This is a genomic window from Ruminococcoides sp. (assembly GCF_057037865.1).
In genome coordinates this window covers 101,420-122,582 of record NZ_DBLZMS010000005.1, presented here as the reverse complement: position 1 = coordinate 122,582, position 21,163 = coordinate 101,420, and the positions used below count along the sequence as shown (strand labels likewise).

At 42.1% G+C, this 21,163-nt stretch carries 19 protein-coding genes; all 19 read right to left on the bottom strand.

What is annotated here, in order from left to right:
- Positions 1-5: 5 nt before the first annotated feature.
- A complete protein-coding gene (locus AC2HW8_RS06065; RefSeq protein ID WP_484308112.1) occupies positions 6-287 on the bottom strand; it encodes a hypothetical protein in 282 nt (93 codons plus the stop codon).
- On the bottom strand, positions 268-495 hold the full coding sequence (locus AC2HW8_RS06060; protein ID WP_484308111.1) for a hypothetical protein: 228 nt from the start codon (positions 493-495) through the stop codon (positions 268-270). The genes AC2HW8_RS06065 and AC2HW8_RS06060 overlap by 20 nt, the downstream gene beginning before the upstream one ends.
- Positions 496-508: 13 nt before the next feature.
- A complete protein-coding gene (locus AC2HW8_RS06055; RefSeq protein ID WP_484308109.1) occupies positions 509-799 on the bottom strand; it encodes a hypothetical protein in 291 nt (96 codons plus the stop codon).
- 149 nt (positions 800-948) lie between these two features.
- A complete protein-coding gene (locus AC2HW8_RS06050) occupies positions 949-5,199 on the bottom strand; it encodes a SpaA isopeptide-forming pilin-related protein (protein WP_484327287.1) in 4,251 nt (1,416 codons plus the stop codon).
- A gap of 74 nt (positions 5,200-5,273) precedes the next feature.
- On the bottom strand, positions 5,274-5,954 hold the full coding sequence (locus AC2HW8_RS06045) for a hypothetical protein (RefSeq protein WP_484327286.1): 681 nt from the start codon (positions 5,952-5,954) through the stop codon (positions 5,274-5,276).
- Between the two features lie 241 nt (positions 5,955-6,195).
- Entirely contained in the window at positions 6,196-7,131 is a 936-nt protein-coding gene (locus tag AC2HW8_RS06040) for a ParB/RepB/Spo0J family partition protein (protein ID WP_418540827.1), read from the bottom strand.
- The gene (locus tag AC2HW8_RS06035) at positions 7,088-7,912 is read right to left on the bottom strand and encodes a ParA family protein (protein WP_002587791.1); all 825 of its coding nucleotides are present in this window, start codon (positions 7,910-7,912) and stop codon (positions 7,088-7,090) included. The genes AC2HW8_RS06040 and AC2HW8_RS06035 overlap by 44 nt, the downstream gene beginning before the upstream one ends.
- 545 nt (positions 7,913-8,457) lie before the next feature.
- Positions 8,458-8,631, bottom strand: a complete 174-nt coding sequence (locus AC2HW8_RS06030; protein WP_004611713.1) for a hypothetical protein — start codon at positions 8,629-8,631, stop codon at positions 8,458-8,460.
- Positions 8,628-10,016 carry a zinc-ribbon domain-containing protein gene (locus AC2HW8_RS06025; protein WP_484327285.1) on the bottom strand — a complete coding sequence of 463 codons (1,389 nt, stop codon included), beginning with the start codon at positions 10,014-10,016 and terminating at the stop codon, positions 8,628-8,630. Before AC2HW8_RS06025 ends, AC2HW8_RS06030 begins: the two co-directional genes overlap by 4 nt.
- Positions 10,017-10,153: 137 nt before the next feature.
- Entirely contained in the window at positions 10,154-10,597 is a 444-nt protein-coding gene (locus AC2HW8_RS06020; RefSeq protein WP_307769590.1) for a GNAT family N-acetyltransferase, read from the bottom strand.
- 217 nt (positions 10,598-10,814) lie between these two features.
- Positions 10,815-12,737 carry a lysine--tRNA ligase gene (gene lysS / locus AC2HW8_RS06015; protein ID WP_484327284.1) on the bottom strand — a complete coding sequence of 641 codons (1,923 nt, stop codon included), beginning with the start codon at positions 12,735-12,737 and terminating at the stop codon, positions 10,815-10,817.
- A gap of 88 nt (positions 12,738-12,825) precedes the next feature.
- Positions 12,826-13,308 (bottom strand): transcription elongation factor GreA, encoded by a 483-nt coding sequence (gene greA / locus AC2HW8_RS06010; protein ID WP_021882669.1) that lies wholly within the window; start codon positions 13,306-13,308, stop codon positions 12,826-12,828.
- 118 nt (positions 13,309-13,426) lie between these two features.
- Positions 13,427-14,254 carry a hypothetical protein gene (locus AC2HW8_RS06005; RefSeq protein ID WP_155130654.1) on the bottom strand — a complete coding sequence of 276 codons (828 nt, stop codon included), beginning with the start codon at positions 14,252-14,254 and terminating at the stop codon, positions 13,427-13,429.
- Between the two features lie 87 nt (positions 14,255-14,341).
- On the bottom strand, positions 14,342-15,658 hold the full coding sequence (locus tag AC2HW8_RS06000; RefSeq protein ID WP_484327283.1) for a murein hydrolase activator EnvC family protein: 1,317 nt from the start codon (positions 15,656-15,658) through the stop codon (positions 14,342-14,344).
- Positions 15,659-15,690: 32 nt separating this feature from the next.
- Positions 15,691-16,569 carry a permease-like cell division protein FtsX gene (gene ftsX / locus AC2HW8_RS05995; RefSeq protein ID WP_303786652.1) on the bottom strand — a complete coding sequence of 293 codons (879 nt, stop codon included), beginning with the start codon at positions 16,567-16,569 and terminating at the stop codon, positions 15,691-15,693.
- Between the two features lie 56 nt (positions 16,570-16,625).
- Positions 16,626-17,390 carry a cell division ATP-binding protein FtsE gene (ftsE, locus tag AC2HW8_RS05990; RefSeq protein WP_021882665.1) on the bottom strand — a complete coding sequence of 255 codons (765 nt, stop codon included), beginning with the start codon at positions 17,388-17,390 and terminating at the stop codon, positions 16,626-16,628.
- 100 nt (positions 17,391-17,490) lie between these two features.
- Positions 17,491-18,576 (bottom strand): PucR family transcriptional regulator, encoded by a 1,086-nt coding sequence (locus tag AC2HW8_RS05985; RefSeq protein WP_015522795.1) that lies wholly within the window; start codon positions 18,574-18,576, stop codon positions 17,491-17,493.
- Positions 18,577-19,176: 600 nt separating this feature from the next.
- Complete coding sequence (locus AC2HW8_RS05980) at positions 19,177-20,283, bottom strand: ABC transporter ATP-binding protein (protein ID WP_303671698.1); 1,107 nt, start codon at positions 20,281-20,283, stop codon at positions 19,177-19,179.
- A 160-nt stretch (positions 20,284-20,443) separates the two neighbouring features.
- Positions 20,444-21,163: a pseudouridine synthase gene (locus AC2HW8_RS05975; protein WP_302516202.1), complete on the bottom strand. Its 720-nt coding sequence runs from the start codon at positions 21,161-21,163 to the stop codon at positions 20,444-20,446.

The following is a 21,163-nucleotide window of genomic DNA, read 5'->3' as shown; positions in this document are numbered from 1 at the left end:
CCTCCTTATCGTTCTTTTTCTTTGCTCTTTGCCAGTTTCGCCTTTTCCTTTCCGGCTGGCTCAACGGTATGACCGTTTCTTTCACACAGCTCTGCAAATTCACAGATATGAAAAACATCCGAACCGATTTGTGTGTGATAATCGTCGATATACTTACACTCACGCTCCAGCGTTGTTCCGTTTCTTGTGTGAATCAGGATTTTATCTCCGTCATTTACACGAAATTTCTCGTTGTATCCACTGTCAATAAAACGGATACTGTTTCCCTTATGTTCCTGACTGTTCATCCGTTCCACCTCCCAAATATGAGAACAGCTTGTTGGCTTTGGTTTCTTTCTGAAGTTCGATGATGAGTGCCATATCCGGTATCGTGATACCCGGAATCTTCAAAATGTTCTCCATATCAAGCTGCTGTAATTTTTTCTCCGTATTACAGCCGGAATCAAACAGCTTCGCCATTAACTTTGTTTTCTGTTGAAATGTCGATTTGCTCATCTTGCCGTCCTCCTTATTCGATTTCTATGACTACACGAATACTGCCATCGCAGCCGTTGCACTGTCTGGAAAGTTCCGGGAACAAAGACTGCACCCTCTGTCTTGACCTGCGGATAGTTTCAAAGCACGGTAAACCGTAGCCCTTGTAGTTGTTGACTATATCCTCAAGAGATAAGTCGCCGACTTTCAAATAACTGTATCGGTTGTAATAGCAGAGGATAAGCTGCATATCATCATACCTTGTTTCAGGGAATTCTCTGAGGATTGCAAGCACCTTGCTGTCAACCGTTCTCTGCTTATTCATAAAGCACCTCCATAAAGTAAATGGACGGAGTTTTTCACGCTCCGCCCACCATTTTGCTTCTTATTTCTTTCTGTTTTTAATCTGCAAGAAGATAAAGCCGCCGATAATAAAGGCGACCAAAACAACTGCTACGATTGTCTTTGCGTCCATTATTCATTGCCCTCCTTTTTCTTCTTTCTCTTGGAAGCAACAACCGTTGCAACGATACCGAGTGCAGAAGCACCTGCAAGTGCTACCCAAAGACTGGTCTTTCTGTCATCGCCGGTTTTCGGTGTATCACGAAGTTCGTTATGCATCTCGATTTCTACCGTTTCGCCAACCTTTACGGTCACTTTCTTATCGGCAGGTAAAACATATCCGGCAGATACATTGTCGTTGACCTCAGACACTGTGTATTCGCCGATACGAAGTCCATCTACGGAGATTTCGCCATTCTTATCGGTTGTAAAGGTGCTATCATAACCGTTGACACCTGTTACTCTGAAAGTGAAGCCTTCCACCTTACCGTCGGAAGATGTCTTTTTAATTTTCAGGTTTCCTTTCATTGCTTCGTTGATAAAGCCGACTCCTGATTTGTTTTCTACCTTGTAGGTAGTTTCATCTTTTTCAATGAATACGGAGTAAACGCCCTTATCAAGCACAAAGCCCTCCGGTGCTTTGGTTTCTCGTACAAGATATTTACCGTAGAGAAGTTCTTTCATCTCATAGATACCGGTTGCGGTTTCTTCAAGATTTCCGATAAGTTCATCGCCATCGTCCAGTTTACCGTCGCCATTAACATCCTTATATACTTCAAAAGTTGCACCTGTCAGTTTGTTATCCAGATAATCAGCGTCCACTTTGGTAAGTTCAATATTACCGTGAATATACTCGTCGGTAATTTCCACTTCGATGACCTGCTCATTCTCCCCGATGTTTACTTTGTAAGAAGTATCATCAAGCACAAATCCTTCTGGAGCTTCGATTTCTCTTATAATCCACTGTCCATAAGGAACTTTTGCAAAAGAAAAACTGCCGTCCTTTTCAGATGTGGCAGTCATAATAGCGTGTTCTTTTGTAAATTCGGTTTCATCTGCTTTGAAGATACCGATTAAAGCACCGCCCAGTGCTTCTCCGTTCTCGTCAATCTTCTTACCAGATACAGAACCGTAGATGAGTTTATTCTCAATCGGCTTACCATCATTTACTTTGATTTCAACCGTTTCGGTATTCTGACCGGCATACTCGAATGTGAACGGATACTGTGTATCAGAGAGGATATAATGCTCATCTGTGGCAATTTCCTTGACATAGTAGCTGCCAAATGGAAGGTCTGTATTTGCAGTCGCTGCTCCGTTTTCATCAAGCGTGATAATCTCAATCAATCCGTCAGCCGGAATAACTGTGCCGCTTGAAGATACAACATCTTCTTTTGCATAGAGTCCGAAACTGATGTTTTTGATTTCATCATTCTTGCCGATACCAAAGGTTTCGTCCTGCTCTAAGATTTTTTCAAGAGAAATTTTCACTTTCTGTCGCTCGTTTACGAAGCTGGTTGCGGTTTCTGTTACCGCTACATCCTGACCTGCATAAGTGAGTTCTACCGAATGCTTTTCTTTGTTGATGACCATACCTGTCGGTGCTTTGGTTTCAACTACTGTATATTTACCGAGATAGAGTTCCTTGCTCTTGGCTGTTCCGTCCTCATCGGTCGTTACGGTATCTACTACATCGCCCTTGTGATAACGAAGTGTACCGTCCGGTGTGATAACATCTTCATCGGCTGTGATTTCATAAACCGCCCCTGCAAGTCCTTTGACCTTATATACCGGCTGATAAATCACATCTTCATCTTCCTCGCCGGATACATTTACACCAAAGAATACTTCGCCGGTTTTCTCAACGGAAATCGTACCTTTCTGTGCCATATTCGGCTTATCCACCTTAATCAATGTGATACCGCCTTCCTGTGTGGAATTTTCTTCTGTTACATCAAAGGAAACAGGTGTGCTGTCGAGTACATATCCATACGGAGCCTGAACCTCCACAAGTGAATATCCCTTGCCATAGTCCAATTTTTCAGGTGTAACAAGCTGACCGTCTGCATCAGTATAGAATGTGTCAATGGTTGTCGGTGTCGGATAAGTAAATGTCATACTTACCTTGTTACCGTCAGGGTCATAAATCTGGAAACCTGCACCTGCATACGGGATTGTTTTGCCTGTTTCAGCATCTTTCTTTACGACCTTGATATATGACTCAAAGTTTGCGTTGTTGATGAGATAACGGTAGGTCTGTCCGTCCTGAGAAATGAAAACATCAAAGTCTTTCATAAGCTCACGACCTTCCCAGCCTTTCGTCTGATGAACGGTATATACGCCGTATGGCATATTCTTTGTCTGAGCAAATCCGTTTTCATCGCAAACAATGGTATCTCTTTCATCTTTGTCAGCTTTTTCAAATGAGCCGGAAGATTTCAGATACACTTCAAATTCAGCACCGTTTTCCGGTGTCTCTATCTTTGTTTCCCCATCATCGGTATGTTTGATGATAGCGATATTGCCTTTCATAACCTGCTCTGTCACGTCGTTTGCCACAAGATTGTGTTCAATCGTAAAGAGTTTTGGCTCTGCACCTACCTTGTGGATTGTCTTATCAAGGAGGTAACCCTCGCTCGGTGTGATTTCTCTGATTGTCCAGTCGCTGTCGCAGACATATTCCTTAGTTGTGAACTGTCCGTCGCTGTCGGTTACATACTTATCCACAAGTGTGTCGCCTTTATAAATTCCGTAAACAGCACCGGAAAGTTTAGCGTCGCCCTGAGCAGTGCCTTCTTCTCGGTCGCTCTTTGTTACGGTTACGCTGAACTTCTTCAAGATATTTGTGAAATCACGGTTTGTAACCTCTTTCCACTGAATCGGTGCAGTCTGTTTTTCGGGAACGACATAGCGGATTGCTGTGTCCACTTCTTCGAGCGTATATGGTGTACTTCCACTGATAAGAACATCTTTGAATGTTGCAACACCGTTTTTATCGGTAACTGCATATTCATCAACGGCAATACCTGCAAGGGAAGTACCGTAAAGGTGGAATTTCACACCCTCTACAAGATTATCTTCTGAGGATTTAATGACCTGAAGATTACCTCTTTTGAGAACATTGTTAAAGTTTACGGTTGCCACCTGACCGGCAACAACGGTCACTCTGAGAACCTCCTGCGGAACATATTTGTCAATGGACTGCTCCGTAACGGTATATACACCCGGCATAAGGTTATCAATCTGGAACTTACCGCCGTTTGCTGTGGTAACTGTCTGATTTACTCCGTTGCCTGAAATAGTGAAATTGATACCATCAACCTTTCCGTCCTCTGATGTTTTCACAATCTGACAAGAACCATAGCTGACTTTCATCTTCACATATCCGCTTACAGGGTCGCTGACTTCCTGTGCGTAAGTAACAACATCCTGCACGCTTGAATTTTGACTGTGCTTACCCTCAGACCATACGACAACACCTCTGCGGACACCGTTTTTCTTACTTGCGGTAATGGTAAATTCCTTACTCGGTGCTTTATCCATTGACACCGTAAGTTTATTTCCACTTGTGGAGAATGTTACACCACTGATACTCGCCTTGAAATCGTAATTAGAGAGTACACCGTTGGAGTCCGTAAGGGTTGCAACATATTTACTTCCGTTCCATTCAAGCTCATTTACTTTCGCTGAGCCGCTTGATTTAGTGCAGAAGCTCGGCACAACCGTATGTTTCTGCACACTGCTGACCATACTGTTATAGTAACTCATAATCTTACTGCGAAGCGGATGTTTGGCACTGATAACATCTTTCACATTACTGCAACCACTGGATGCTTTGTGATTAAAGTTTGCGTCACGCTCGCCTACGACTGTTTCCCAAATAAGAAGCTGCGTTGCATAAGCGTGAGCAATACTGTTTGCAGCACTTTCGTTCTGCGACCTCCAACTTGTTGAAATCGTACCTCGATAACCGTACTGCAAGATACGACCGATAAAAAGTCTGATTTCATCGCCGGAGATAACACCGTTTGCTGTGATATTGTTGAAATAATTTTCAGCATATTTGTTCATACTCTGACCGGAGCTGAGTGAAACACCCGGCTCGATACAATAGGCAATATTACCGGAATATGAACCAATTGCCTTTAAGTTGGTGTGGGTGGAACTGCCGGTATGCCAACCGTTCTTCAAAGTAAGGTTACTGTGTCCCCACACACCGTCATAATTTGCGTCGCCGTCACGAGGGAAATCAACCATATACACTTTGGTTTTCTCTCCGCTTGCAGCAAACGCTGTGCTTGTCCCAATACTCATAAATGCACTGAGACTGAGAACCGTCGCCATAACAAACGATACGGCTCTCTTGATTTTCGTCTTTACCATCTAAGTTTCCTCCTTAAAATGAAAGAACGCACCGATTATCTCAGTGCGTCCGATACTGTATTTTATTTTGTTTTTTAGCAGTAGCCGATATAGATTTCATATTCCGTATCGGATACCTTTTCTGTCCATACCCATACTGCGGTAAATCCTTCTACATTTTTGTATCTGTTCAGCCTGCTTTGAATGTCATCCTTAATGCCTGTGCGTTTGGCATTGGCAGTGATAGGATTATCCCAACAATCCGTAGCGGTACTGTCCAACTCCAAACCGATACTTTGAGCATAATTCTTGGCGTAATTGACATAGGAATTAACATCAAAACTCGGCTTTACTTCTTCTGTCGGTTTTGGCTTTGTGGTTTTCACTTCTTCCTTAACCGTCGGTGTTTCCGGCTTTGACTGCGGTTGTTGCTGTGGCTGTTCCTGTTCTTGAATACTGTCAGGCTTTTTCGTTACCTGAACAGATTCATAGCTTTTTGCAGTTTCCGCCCTACTATCTGCCGTAGAAGAAACATACGACTTTTCCTGCTGATTCGGCTCTGTTGCTGCTTCACTTGATACCGGTTGCTCCGTCTCGGGAACATCACTTGTATCATCTGCTTTTTCTGTTCCGGTCGTTGTTTTGGTATTACCAGCCGTAGAAGAAATACTTTTATCCGTGTCATTTCGTGCGGTTTCTTTGGCTGTGTTACCGTTACATCCGGCAATCAAAATCATCAAGCAGGCAATCATACAAACCATCCATTTCTTTTTCATAAGCTATCGCTCCTTTCGCCTTAATCGTAATCAATCGGGCGAAAAACAGCAAAGGTGCGAATATCCAAACTTTTTATCGTATCAGACATTTTATTTGCACTTCAAATGTGCGAACCCTTTATTAGACAGCTATAAGTTATGAGAGATAGTTATATTCAAGTGAGATAGAATATATATTTTCAGCAGGTAAACAGTAGGTATTAGGGGGGTAGAGTGTGAGAAGGGGGAGTAACAAAATCGGCTATCTGCTGTCACGGTCTGCCCGTTGCCTGAGATACTTGTTGTAATGCTCCAATGCCTTGCACACGAAGTCCTCCGTTTGGCTGATTGGGATATTCTTCGGGATGAGTTGTCGCACTCTGTCTCCCCTTAACACAATCTTCTCTTTCTGGTTTGGCTTTTCCTCCGACATGATGGCTTGGATAGCTTCAGTTGTGAGTTTGCCCTCATCGAAAAACTTACGCATACGGATAGTCTGGTCGTGAGAGGGAGTTGCGTCGTTCATATCAATCTCATCAACAACATCACGCTGACAATCTTCGTCAAGATACGACAATTCAACCGCCGGTCGCATTTTAATTCGCCCCTCATCAACAAATTCAAGAAGTTCGGGAACAAGATTTGTCAGGCGGACATATCGGCGTATCTGTTCTCGACTTTCGCCAACCTGATTTCCTAATTCTTCATTGGTTCTTGACTTTGACACCAGTGGTGTCGAAGTCAAATCTGTTCTTTGTCCTTGTCTGTTCATTGCGTCCAAACGCATTTTGTAGGCATAGGCTTTTTCAGAGGGAAGTATCTGCGACCTTTGGAAATTACTTTCCACCATTAGAATTGTGGCTTCATCTCGATTAAGGTCAACAACCTCACAACGGAGCGTATCAAACCCAGCAAGCTCACAGGCTCGCTTTCGTCTGTGTCCCGAAATGAGTTCGTATCTGCCGTCCTCTTTCTGCCTTACTGTTGCCGGAGTAATAACTCCACGCTCCTTGATACTCTCTACAAGCTGCTGCATATCTTCATCGTCCCTGACCTTGAATGGATGGTCTGGGAAATCGTCAATCAGCTCTAACGGAATATCTCGGATTTTTGAAAGTTTTTCCTCATCTCTCTGCTCCTGTGTTGAAAACAAGTCATCGAGCCTCGTGAGAGTGAAGTCGCTCTTTCTTCCTGCCATCGGCTAACACCTCCTTCGTAAATTCGGTGTATGCCTTTGACACCGTACTGTTTGGCTCATAAGCAAAAATGCTCTTTCCTTTGGAAGAAGTTTCTGCGGCTTTTACAGCAATCGGAATAGATGTGCGATACAGCTTAATCTGATTTCCGAAATTCTCCCGCAACGCTTCCACCGTACTTTTGGCAAGGTTTGTGCGGTTATCCACCAAAGTGAGAAGCATACCGTCTATCTTAATATCCTGATTGATATACTTCTTGACTTTTGAAATGGTCTGCACAAGCTGGGTCATACCCTTAGCTGGCAAATACTGTGCCTGCACCGGAATAATCACGCTGTCTGCCGCAGATAGAGCATTGAGTGTTACCATACTTAGTGAGGGCATACAGTCAATCAGAACAAACTCATATCTGTCTTTGACCTGACTTAAATAATTTCTCAAAGTGGTTTCTCTGCTCATAGCGTTCATTAGGTTATATTCCATCGCCGAAAGTTCAAGGTTCGCCGGCAAAAGGTCAACGCCTTCCTCGTGATGCAGGATACCGTCTGTCGGGTCATTCATCGTTTCACTAATCACATCTGTAAGTTTCGTTGCAAGCGTGATACCCAAGTTATCCGTATCTCTCCAACCGAGACAAGTAGTTAAATCTCCCTGCGGGTCTGCGTCTATGAGCAACACTTTCTTACCCTGCATTGCAAGACCAACACCAAGATTAACCGTTGTCGTTGTCTTTCCGACTCCGCCTTTTTGATTGCATATGGCAATCGTTTTGCAGTTTGACACCTCTTGCGTCCTCCTTTCAAGTTATTCATAGCCAATAGAAACGGCTATGTACTTGACCGTTTCATTTCCTAAACGGTCGTGGCAATATTTATTCTCAATATCCCTTGCCAAGCATATCGCTTTCGGGAAGTCGTTAAGGAACAGGTTGCTTATCTGTATCATAGGAATCTAACCTCTGCCGGGTACTCCGCCAGCTCCGTAGAGAAGTATCATTATCTTTCTGACTGTCATCGCCATATCGGTTGCAATCCGATACTCATAGCAGGAGTTCTCGCTGTTCTGAAATTTTCAGAAGTTTCGGCGTACCCACTAAAGTGGCTATCATCAGAATTAAAGTCTTAACGACCTGTGTATTCAGTTGTCAAAGAACAAGTGAAAAGGCTTCCGTTTTCATCATCAGGAATTAACCCCTTCACTCATTGCACAAAAGGCTTCATTTTGGACACCCAAAATCGCTGCTTTTCCGAAAAAAATTTCAAAAAATTTTTGACAACAAAAAAAGCCGCCTGTTTCGGTTAAAAAACAGACGGCATAAATGCTTGAAATTATTTGATTTTCAGTTTCTTTTTCTTTGCGGACAGCACTTTCAGAAGAACTTCATCCACTGCGTCGGTGTATCTTCCTTGTACTATGAGGTTATTTTTCAGATTGATAAGCGACTGTATCACTCTGCTTTGCTCATCATCGGTTAGGTAAATGTGATATTTCTTTTCTCTCATCGGCTGTTCCTCCAGTTCTTAAACATTTTCCTGATTATCTTAACATCTTCTTCTGTATCGGAAGATATAAATATATGTGCGCTCTGAAATGCCGCTTTGATACGCTGGGCATATTCGGGTTCCACTTCGTTTGGCTTCATCGGCAACTTAATGAGTTTGATTCCACGTTGTTTACAGAGATGTTCCTTTAGTATATCTATCTTCTCCGAGTCCGTATTCACTTGAATGGCAACCTGCTCCAGTGGAATATATACATCAAGTGGAATGCCGAATAACCTATCAGAGCCAAGTTCAACTTTCAATCCTTTCAAATTGGCATAATAACTGATTGCAAGAGCCGGGAACAATGACAGATACTCCTGCTCACATATTCTGCATCCTTTATTGAGAACAGTACGCTCGTTTATCTTCATACTCCAAGAATGACCGTATCTGCATTTCCACCACGCTCTCTTTGCCGAATTTCTTGAAACTTCTGTGGGCTTCAACTTATTTAATTCATAATCCCATTCTTCTAAAACCTGCTTATCTGTCGTTGCAAGGTCATTGTATCCGGCAAGCACTTCTCGCTCTGCACAGACAGGGCAAACTGTTCCTTTCACACGGGCATTGATAACTGATTTCCACTCGTTTCCACATTTTCTGCAATGCCACCATACATTTTTCCTCGACTTTGCATTGACTTCATCCGGTTGCAGAGGATAGTTTTTCTCTGACCATTCTTTGACTATCTGTGGGTGTGTACTTTTTAGGTCATTCTTGCCTTTTATAAATGTATAGCCACTGCAACAGGGACATTTACTGCCGTCTGAGCGTGTAGCGATAAGAGTATTCCATTCATAACCGCAGGTTCTGCACTTCCACCAAGCCTTGCTGTTTGTAAACGCCATAACTTCTGTTGGGCTATTTTCGTTTCTATCAGACCATTCGTCTGCAACTTCCGGGAACAGGGTTGCAAGGTCATTAAATCCGACAAGCACTTTATTATGAGAGCAATACGGACAGCCTGTTTTGTTGATGGTTCTGCTTTTTACAGTGGCTATCCATTTGTGTCCCAATTTACATTTCCATATCACTTTCTTGTGTGAACCAATAGATACCTCTGTCGGTTTGATTTTATTTTTCTCAGACCATTCAGAAGCCAATTCCGGCTTCAATGTACTTAAATCATTAATGCCAGTGACTACTCTTGCACCTGAACATATCGGGCATTTCTCGCCGTTGGAACGAGCCTTTACGCTTGTTTCCCACTCGTGACCGCAAGCACCTTTCCACCATACTTTCTTATTCGAGCCGAAAGTTATGCTGTCCGGTGTCAGCGGTAAATTCCTATCCGACCACTCGGCAACTAATTCGGGATGTACTGCCGATAAACGGTTACTCATATCAAAACCTCCACTTCCTCTGTGATTAGAGTATATGAGGTTTTGGCTTTTACTTGTAGTTTGCGAATATCTGTATAAATAGAAAAAGCCCTTTGAGAAAAGATTTCTCCTCTCTCAAAGGGCTTGAATGCATTAGTTTATAGGTTTCTTTGAAAAATCACCATATCCACCAACCTGACGCCACATTCAAATATTGGGTGGTCATAATAATCTGTAAAAAAGTTCGGTATGATATAAGAACGAACAAAACCGCACTTTTCATAGAATGGAACTGTCAAAGGACTATCGCCGGTTCCGACCTGTAAAACGGAATAATTGTCGGCATACTCTTTAACAATAAAATCTATCAAGGCTTTGGCATAGCCTTTACCTTGATATTCTGGAACGGTCGCAATATTCTTTATTTCAAGAATACCGTTGCCCTCATCCGTAACAACACATTCAGCTTTCACACCGTTATCATTAAGCACATACATAGTGCCTCTTTCAAGATAGCGGTCTATCATATTTTCCTGTTCATCTGCCAATAGCAGTAATGAAAGGAATTGTTTTTTATTTTCTTTGATTTCCCAAATCTTCATAATTAGCCACTCTGTTAAATTTCATTTTAGACTTTTATCATACTTTTGAAAATGGGCAATCCCGATTGGGACTGCCCATATATTTTGAAAATTATGCGATTTTTAAGACTCTGCACCGTTTCAAGCACCATTTGGTGTAAATTTGGTGTATTTGTGTATTTTCAGAGCTTTTTCACAAATGAAGTACATCCCGTTTTTTAGGGTAAAACGGTACTTCTTAGTAGAGCTTTGCACCTGCCGGAATATGGTCATCTACCATAAGCAGATGGAGCTTTTCTTCGCCTTCTTCTTCGTGTACTGCACTCAGAAGCATACCGCAAGAGTCAATGCCCATCATTGCTCTCGGAGGAAGATTTGTGATTGCAATAAGTGTCTTACCGACAAGTTCTTCCGGCTCATAATATGCGTGAATACCGCTTAAAATGGTTCTATCTGTGCCTGTTCCGTCATCAAGAGTAAACTGCAACAGCTTCTTTGATTTCGGTACTGCTACGCACTCTTTAACCTTAACGGCTCTGAAATCAGACTTTGAGAATGTATCAAAATCAACATCTTCTTCAAACAAAGGCTCAATCTTTACCTTAGAGAAATCAATCTTTTCAGGCTCTGAATTTGGTGTAGAAACTTCTTTATCCTTTACACCATTTTCGGATTTTACACCACCGAGGGTCTTCATTGTCGGGAAGAGGAGAACATCACGGATTGCGGCTGAATCTGTGAGGAGCATACACATTCTGTCGATACCAAAGCCGATACCGCCTGTCGGAGGCATACCGATTTCAAGTGCGTTGAGGAAATCCTCATCGGTTGTGTTAGCCTCATCATCGCCCTGTGCGAGAAGTGCCTCCTGAGCCTTAAAACGCTCTCTCTGGTCAATCGGATCGTTAAGCTCTGAATATGCATTAGCCATTTCCCAGCCGTTCATAAAGAACTCAAACCTCTCAACATAATCAGGATTTTCGGGTTTCTTCTTTGTAAGCGGAGAAATTTCAATCGGATGATCCATAACAAAAGTAGGCTGAATCATATGCTCTTCTGCAAATTCTTCAAAGAAAAGGTTGAGGATGTCGCCCTTCTTGTGGCGTTCTTCAAACTCAACACCCTTTTCCTTAGCAACTGCCTTAGCCTCTTCGTCAGAATGAATTTCGTTGAAATCAACACCTGAATACTTTTTAACAGCGTCAAGCATTGTAATTCTCTCAAACGGCTTGCCAAGATCCATTTCAATGCCGTTGTATGTGATTGTTGTTGTGCCGAGAACCTCCTGTGCAACATGGCGATAGAGGTTTTCGGTAAGATCCATCATACCGTTGTAGTCGGTATATGCCTGATAAAGTTCCATAAGAGTAAACTCTGGGTTATGACGGGTGTCAACACCCTCGTTACGGAATACTCTGCCGATTTCGTAAACCTTTTCAAGTCCGCCTACGATAAGTCTTTTGAGGTAAAGTTCAAGAGAAATTCTGAGCTTTAAATCCTCGTCAAGAGCGTTGAAGTGAGTAAGGAACGGACGAGCCGACGCACCGCCTGCGTTTGCAACGAGCATTGGAGTTTCAACCTCCATAAAGCCCTGATTGTCAAGGTAGCGGCGGATACTGCCGATAATTTTTGAACGCTTTACAAAGGTATCCTTTACCTCGGGATTCATAATAAGGTCAACATAACGCTGACGGTAACGAAGGTCTGTATTTGTAAGACCGTGATACTTTTCGGGGAGGGGTTTGAGTGATTTGGAAAGGAGCTTAACCTCTTTTGCATGAACAGAAATTTCGCCCATTTGCGTTTTGAAAACAAAGCCCTTTACTTCAACGATATCACCGATATCCCACTTTTTAAGGAAACCGTATTCTTCTTCACCGAGATCGTCAAATTTTGCAAAAATCTGGATTTTGCCCGAACGATCCCAAAGGTCCATAAACGAAACCTTGCCCTTGCCTCTTTTTGAAAGCAAACGGCCTGCAACGCATACATCTTTGTTTTCGTACTCTTCAAAATTGTTTTTAATTGTTTCCGTGAGAACATCACGGGCACTTGTTGTAATTACAAACGGATCTCTGCCTGCTTCTTTGAGGGCGTTAAGCTTTTCGTATCTGACCTTGATAACATCGCTTGTGCCGGTCTGCTGTGGCTTCTGACTCATTTCCAATCATTCCTCTCTTTTCAACATCAATAAATCTGACGGATTGCAAAAGCAGAATCCGTCAGCAAAAATTCAATAGATAAACAAATTACTTTGAGATTTCAAGAATCTTAAATGTCTTTACACCGCCGGGAGTTTCAACCTCAACAACATCACCGACACATCTGTCCATGAGAGCCTTGCCCACAGGTGATTCGTCTGAAATTTTGCCCTGTGCGGGATTTGTTTCGTTAGAACCCGAACCAACGATTTTGTATGTCATCTGTCTGTCTGTGCCAACCATTTCGATTGTAACAACAGAAGTGAGATGTACCTTATCGTTAGATGTTTCGGACTCATCAATAATCTGAGCAGTTTTGAGGATAGACTCGATAGTAGCGATTCTTGCCTCCATAATAGCCTGCTCGTTCTTTGCGTCATCATATTCACTGTTCTCGGACAAGTCGCCGTAGGAACGGGCTACCTTGATTTTCTCTGCAATTTCTTTACGCTTGACATTTTGTAATTCTGCAAGTTCCTCTTCAAGATTTTTAAGACCTTCCGCAGTAAGCATTGTTGGTTTAGCTGCCATTTTATATCGTTCCTTTCAGTTAATACCGCACCTGCACAAGCGTGCATACGGTATAAAATTCTTTCATATCAGCAAAAAACTGCATATAGATTTATTATAATTTTTTTCACACCGATTGTCAAGCAAAACGGGCAAGATAACTGCAAAGAGATTTCACTGTCTGCGCCTCTGTATCATTACGGCACAAATCGGGAACAATTGAACCGAGTTCGTACTGTGAACCGAGTGTATAGAGTGCTGAGCAGAAGTATTCCTCCGACAATCCCTCAGGCCGCAAAAGTGCGAATCCGTTCGGCATTTTAAAGCAATAGCGAAAATACACAAAGCCCTTTATATTTTCCTTAGGTCTGCCGTTTGTGAGGATAACCGCATCATTTCTTACAGGCAGATTTTCTTCAATTTCAAACGGTGCAATGACAAGGTCACAATTTGAAAGCTGTTCACGGTGGTGAGTAACAACGGCACACGCACCTGTTTCTTCGGCAATGGTATTCAGCTCATCATAGAACACATCTTCGTTGTCTGTGATAATACAGACATTGCCAGTATATTTCAACACAAATGAAACAAGGTCGGTGCATTGAGCATCGGGATCATAAATTCCGACCGTCAGCCTTTCGGGAGTATCAAATTTGCCGAGGGCAAAAAGTGCCATATTGGTACAAAGTCTTGCTGAAAAAAGCGGCGAGTAAAAACGCTTGTAACCGCTGTCGTTCGGAAAAGTCATTTCTTCGCAACACAAAAGTCTTGTGCGCTGATTGCCGATTGCCCTGTCAATTTTATTGAGATTGACCTTTTGTCTGCGACAGATGTATGTAAGCTGTTTTACGCTTACGCCCCTTGCCCTTTTGATTTCAAGGCACACCTTGTCCCCTCTCAGCCTGTTAAAAAATCCCCTTATTTTCCCGCACTTTTCGGGAAACACAACATTCAATGAAGTAATCAAAACAAAAACCTCCGCATATTTACTTATTTAAGTATATGCGAAGGCTTTTAAATTAATTATCAAATTGTGTATGTATCAAAGAAATTATCACATGTACGGATACTCAGACATCGGGTTGTATCTTACACCGTTAAGACGGCATTCGTAGTGGAGGTGAGGTCCTGTTGAGTTACCTGTTGAACCGACATAGCCGATAACCTGTCCTCTAGAAACAGACTGACCTGAACTTACTGTAAGACTTGTAAGGTGACCGTAAACTGTCATCTTACCGCCCGCGTGGCTGATCATTACATAGTTACCATAACCGCCGCCGCAGCCGCAGCTGTAGCTCTTGCCCCAGTTGTGTGTACAACTGCTGTTGGTTGCAACAACAGTACCGTCGGCAGCCGCAACAACAGGAGTTCCCATGATGCCTGCGCCGGCAATATCAATTCCGCCGTGGTTATAAACTTCTCTGTCCTCAAACCATTCAGATGAAAGGCTTACAAAGCCCGGTGTCGGCCATGCAAAGCCCGAACCCGACGGAACAATTACAGATGATGAACCTGAGCTTGATGAACCCGAACTGCTTGAGCCGCTTGATGAACTGCTTGAAGAGCTGCTTGATGAACTGCTTGAGCTTGAGCTCTGTGAAGCCTGAGCAGCGTGTTCCGCAGCAGCCTTTTGAGCGGCATAGTACTGGCTGATTTTAGCTTCAATCTCATCACTCTGCAAAGCCGCACTTTCCAAGGAATTCTGCGCCTCGGAATTTGATGCGTAAAGATTTTTAAGAATCTCGTCATTATCGGAAATGAGTTTATTAAACTCGTCCTGATCCGACTTCAATGACGCCTGCTGAGTTTCAAGGTCTTTCTTGTCGGCCTCAAGGGATTCCTTCTTGGTGCTGAGCTCGTCCAGCTTTGTCTGGATTTCGCTGATAAGCTCCTTGTCGCTGTTTGCAAGGCTCTTTACAAGCTCCATCTTATCAATAAGGTCAGAAAAATCCTTTGCACCGAAAATGATTTCAAGGTCGGTTGCATTGCCTGACATATAGAGAATTCTGAGTCTGTTTGCAAGTGCGTCAAACTGATCCTCAACTTCCGAAAGTCCCTTGTCATAAGCGTCCTGCTTTTCCTTAATATCATCGTTAAGGCTTGAAATTTTCTCACGGGTTACTGCAATTTTTTCATCAAGAACCTGAACCTTGCTTACAAGGGCGCTCTTGTATTCTTCCTTTTCTGCGATGTCAGACTTTGTATCATCAAGAATCTTCTGATACTTCTGATTTTCCTGTTCAAGCTGCTGAAGCTGTTGTTCAAGGTCTGAGATGCTGTCCTCAGCAGAAACAGTAGTCGGTATTGCCATTGGAATTGAAATCATGCATACGCAGAGCATTGCACATAAAATTCTTTTTAATTTGTTCATTGTAATCTCCTCCTTTAAGATTTCTGTCGGGATTACCAACCGAGTATTTCGTTACCTTCCATTTTAAGGTATTTTCTGATTGAAATAAAGCTGCCGAAGAAGCCGATAACAATACCTGCAATTGCAAACAAGCCGCCTGTAATCCAGATGACATTGTTAATCGGGATAAAATCAATCGGAACAATCTGATAAACAAGAGCCTGTGCAGTCTCATAGAGGATTGCAATTGCGCCTGTTGAAACAATTGCGGAAATAAGTCCGATTATCATACCTTCAATAAGAAACGGCCATCGTACAAACGAGTTCGTTGCACCAACCGATTTCATAATGCTGATTTCAAATCTTCGTGAATACATTGTCGCACGAATTGTGTTGGCAATGATGAAGATTGAAATGATTGTCAGCGCACAAACGACCGCAATACAAATCATATTGACAAGATTGCTGATGTCCGTAAGCTTTTTGGCAAGTTCACGGTGACTGCTGAAACTCTCAACACCGTCAATTTTCGTGATTTGTGCAATAGTTTCATCGTACTTTGACAAATCCTTCATAACAACAATAAATGAATCAGGGAGTTTGTTTCTGCCCTGCATTTCTGCAAAGAGATCATCGCCGAGAGTAGATTTATACTGCTTTATTGCATCTTCCTTTGAAAGGAAGGTTGCCGACTCAACATTGTCAAGCTTTTCAATTTCTTTTCCTACATAAACAGCCTCAAGCTGTGAATATCCGTCTTTAACATAAACTGAGGTTTCGTTTGACTTGCCGACAGATTCAACAACCTTGTCAACATTCAATGAAAAAAGTGCCGCCGCACCTGTGAGAACAAGACAGCTTATAAGTACGCAGACAGAAGCGATACTCATAATACGGTTGTTCCACACATTTTTGAAACCTTCTTTTGCCAAATAACCAAATCCGGTCATATCAAAAATCCTTTCAAAATCCTATTTGCGCAAACGCATTATTCCGGAACAACCACTGCATTATCGGGATAATCCGGTGTATTTTCTTCTTCACCGCTGTCATCACCGTAATCGTCAGCATAGTCATCTTTAACAAACAAATCCTTGGTGTCGCTCTTAATTTTTCCGTGGTCAAGAACAACAACTCGTCTGTCAAACTCACGAACAAGGTCATGTTCATGCGTTACAACAATAACGGTTGTGCCTGTTGCGTTAATTTCATTGAGAAGCTCAATGATTTCGTGTGACATCTCGGGGTCAACATTACCTGTCGGCTCATCGGCAATAATAATTTCGGGGTTATTCACAAGGGCTCTTGCAAGGCTTACACGCTGTTGCTCACCGCCCGAGAGTTCACTTGGTCTGTTTTTCATCTTATCTTTAAGACCGACAAGCTCAAGCACATACGGAACACGCTTTTTAATTACTGCCGAAGGTTTTCCGACAGCACGCATCGCAAACGCAACATTGTCGAAAACATTCATCTTGTCAATAAGTCTGAAATCCTGAAAAACAATGCCCATATGACGGCGCATATAAGGAACCTTGCTCCTTCTCAGCTTTGTAATATCAGTGTCGTTGATAACGATTTTGCCCGATGTCGGAGTTTCCTCATGCATAATGAGTTTAAGAAATGTACTCTTGCCTGCGCCCGATGCACCGACAATAAATACAAACTCGCCCTTATCAATACTCAGCGTAATACCGTAGAGAGCATGAGTGCCATTAGGGTATGTTTTAGACACATTTATAAAATCAATCATAAAGTCACCTTTGTTTTGTAGTTATTGTACAAATACTCATAAAAAGTCAAAACGCCCAGAGCACAGCGAACGCACTATGCTCGGGCACACTTTAACTAAATCAGTATTTTGTAGGACTTGCGTTGAGGTATTTCTTAACCATAAGAGCTACCTTGAACACGATTGCATCCTCAAACTCACGGAGGTCAAGACCTGTGAGCTTTTTAATTTTTTCAAGTCTGTACACAAGAGTGTTTCTGTGTACAAAAAGCTTTCTTGATGTTTCGGAAACATTGAGGTTGTTTTCAAAGAAACGCTGGATTGTAAAGAGAGTTTCCTGATCAAGGCTCTCAATTGAACCACGCTTGAAAACTTCTTTGAGGAACATTTCACACAATGTTGTGGGAAGCTGATAGATAAGACGGGCAATGCCGAGGTTATCATAGCTTACGATTGTACGGTCTGTGTCAAATACCTTTGCAACCTCAAGAGCCGACTGAGCCTCCTTAAAGCTTCTTGCAAGATCCTTGATGCCTGTAACCGTTGTGCCGATGCCGACAACACAGTGTGTGTAGAACTCGCTCGAAAGTGTGTCTGAAATCGAGCTTGCAAGCTTTTCAAGGTCACGGCTCTCTGTGTCGGGTTTAATTTCCTTAACAAGTGCAATTTCAACCTCGTTAATGTTTATAACAAAGTCCTTTGACTTGTCCGGGAAAAGATTCTGAACTATATCATAAGCGGAAACATCTGTTTTTGAAACAATTTTAATAAGCAGACACACACGGGAAACCTCGCTGTTAAAGTGAAGCTCTCTTGCTTTAAGGTAAATGTCACCCGGAAGAATGTTGTCAAGAATAACATTCTTAATAAAGTTTGAACGATCATACTTTTCGTCATAATACTGCTTGATGCTTGCAAAAGAAACCGACAAAAGCTGAGCATACTTCTGAGCATACTCATCGGTACCCTGAACAAATACTGCATAATCATACTTTGCATTGCTGCCGAAAGATCTGTATGTATAGCCGTTCACAACAAACGGTGCTGTCGAGCTGAGTGTTTCGGAATTAACGCTCTCGTTTACCTCGCCGATTTTTCCAAGCTCGGAGCAGGCAATAACAACCGAAGTCTCGTCAATTACGCCAATCGTTCTGTCGATTGCGTCTTTCATCTGGTGTACAATACCTTGAAATAATCTGTTTGACATAAATTTTTACCTCGTTTTCTCCGCAGTTATATATTGTGATTGTAAAAGAGTTCAATAAAATACAATCTGTCTCATATACATATTACACAAAAACGAGAAAAAAATCAACCTCTATTTACAATTTTTCTTGAATTTTTTTAGAGAATTTGCATAATCAGCAACAAGTTACAGTTTTGAAAGCAAAATTAAACAATTGTTACATAACTTTATTACTTTTTTAATATATCACAACATTGTGTTGATTTTGTGACAAAATACGAAAAATGTTCATACATTAAAATTCAACCACGGTGAGCCGCCGTTCCCTATTCGTGCAGACAGTTTGAAAAAATCATAACATATTTTGCCAGAGCGAAACATTGCAATTGATAGTACATACAGTAGCGGCGTTCAGTGAACGCCAATCGTTTTGGTTGCAAAACCAAAACGACACACAGCAAATACATTATTATATCATTGTTAATTAAACAGGTCATTTGTAATGTCGAACCGATTGTGAAAATCGGTTCGATTGGCGGTCACTGACCGCCGCTACTGTTACACAAAACGCAAAGACGGCGGAGCATAACGCTCCGCCGTAAAAACCAAATTAAATTATAATCAGTTTGTGATTGTTTTCTCAGTATCCTTATCAAAGATGTGAATCTTGCTGAGATCGAAAGCAATCTCAATTTCGTCGCCCGGCTTAGCTGTTGAAGTAGGTTCAACACGAGCTGTGATAGGTGTACCGTTGATATTTACATAGAGATAAATTTCAGCGCCCATAAGCTCAGTAACATCAACATTGGCTTTGAGAAGACACTCAGCCTTAGCAATTTCTTCAGGCTCATCGTGAACATGCTCAGGACGGATGCCCAAAACAACTTCCTTGCCAACATAGTTGTCGAGGTCAGCATTGACCTTTGACTCCGGAACAGGAACGTGATACTTGTCAAAATCAAGAGTATACTTACCGCCGTTCTTAGAGAGAACAGCGTTGATGAAGTTCATCTGAGGTGAACCGATAAATCCGGCAACAAACATATTGCAAGGCAGATCATAAAGATGCTGAGGAGTATCAACCTGCTGAATGAAACCGTCTTTCATAACAACAATTCTTGTACCCATTGTCATAGCCTCTGTCTGGTCATGGGTTACATAGATAAATGTTGTGCCGAGACGCTGATAAATTTTTGAAATCTCTGTTCTCATCTGAGCACGGAGCTTAGCATCAAGGTTTGAAAGCGGTTCGTCAAGAAGGAATACCTTCGGGTTACGAACGATAGCACGACCGAGAGCAACACGCTGTCTCTGACCGCCTGAAAGAGCCTTTGGCTTTCTGTCAAGATACTGCTCAATACCGAGGATTCTTGCAGCCTCTTCAACTCTTCTCTTAATCTCTTCCTTAGAGAACTTACGGAGTTTAAGACCGAATGCCATATTATCATATACAGTCATATGAGGATAAAGAGCATAGTTCTGGAATACCATTGCGATATCTCTGTCCTTAGGAGCAACATCGTTTGCGAGTGTATCGCCGATGTAAAGCTCGCCCTTTGAAATATCCTCAAGACCTGCAATCATTCTGAGAGTTGTTGATTTACCGCAACCTGAAGGACCAACGAGAATGATAAATTCTTTGTCGGCAATTTCAAGGTTGAAGTCTGTAACAGCAGTTACACCGCCGTCATAAATCTTGTAAACATGTCTTAATGAAACATTTGCCATTGTGTATAAACCTCCAATTAGTCGATAACGATAAAGTCCTTAGCTTTATTACATACAATAATATACCACTTTTCGCACAATTTGACCATACCGAAATTGACCAAAGATATATGCATTATTTTATTTAAAACCGACACAGGATAAAATTCAGATGCATTTTTTAGTGTATATTGCCGATAAAAACCGACTTTTTATCCAAATCCGTTAACAATTTGCACTCGCCTATGTGCAAATTGCTATCAAGATACAAACCGCCTATTGAAATTCGTTGAAGATGCACAACTTTTAATCCACAACACAAAAACATTTTTTTAACCTGATGATATTTACCCTCACAAATTGTGACAATTCCTGTTTTTTTATCATTTTCGTCACATTCAAGCACGGCACTGCGACACTTCGTACCGTCAGAAAACTCAATTCCGTCAGAAAAAGCCTTTACGGTATCTTCTGTGATTTCTCCGTCAAGCTTTGCAACATACTTCTTGTCCACATGCTTTTTAGGCGAGGTAATGCTGTGCGCAAAGTCACCGTCATCTGTAATAAGAAGCAGTCCCTCCGTATCACGGTCAAGTCTGCCGACGGGAAAAAGTCCCTTTCGTTTCATATCTTCGGGGATAATATCAATAACAGTCTTAAACTGCCTGTCCTCGGTTGCCGACACAACTCCCGCAGGCTTGTTCATCATTATATATATGTATTTGCTGTAATTCAAAGCCTGTCCGTCCACAACAATTTCATCCTTGTCGGGGTCAACCTTAGTATCAGGCTTTTTACAGATTTTTCCGTTCACAAGAACCGCACCGCTTTTTATGAGCTTTTGAACCTCTTTTCTGCCGTCGGCTCTTTGTGACGAAATAAGCTTATCGAGTCTTTCCAT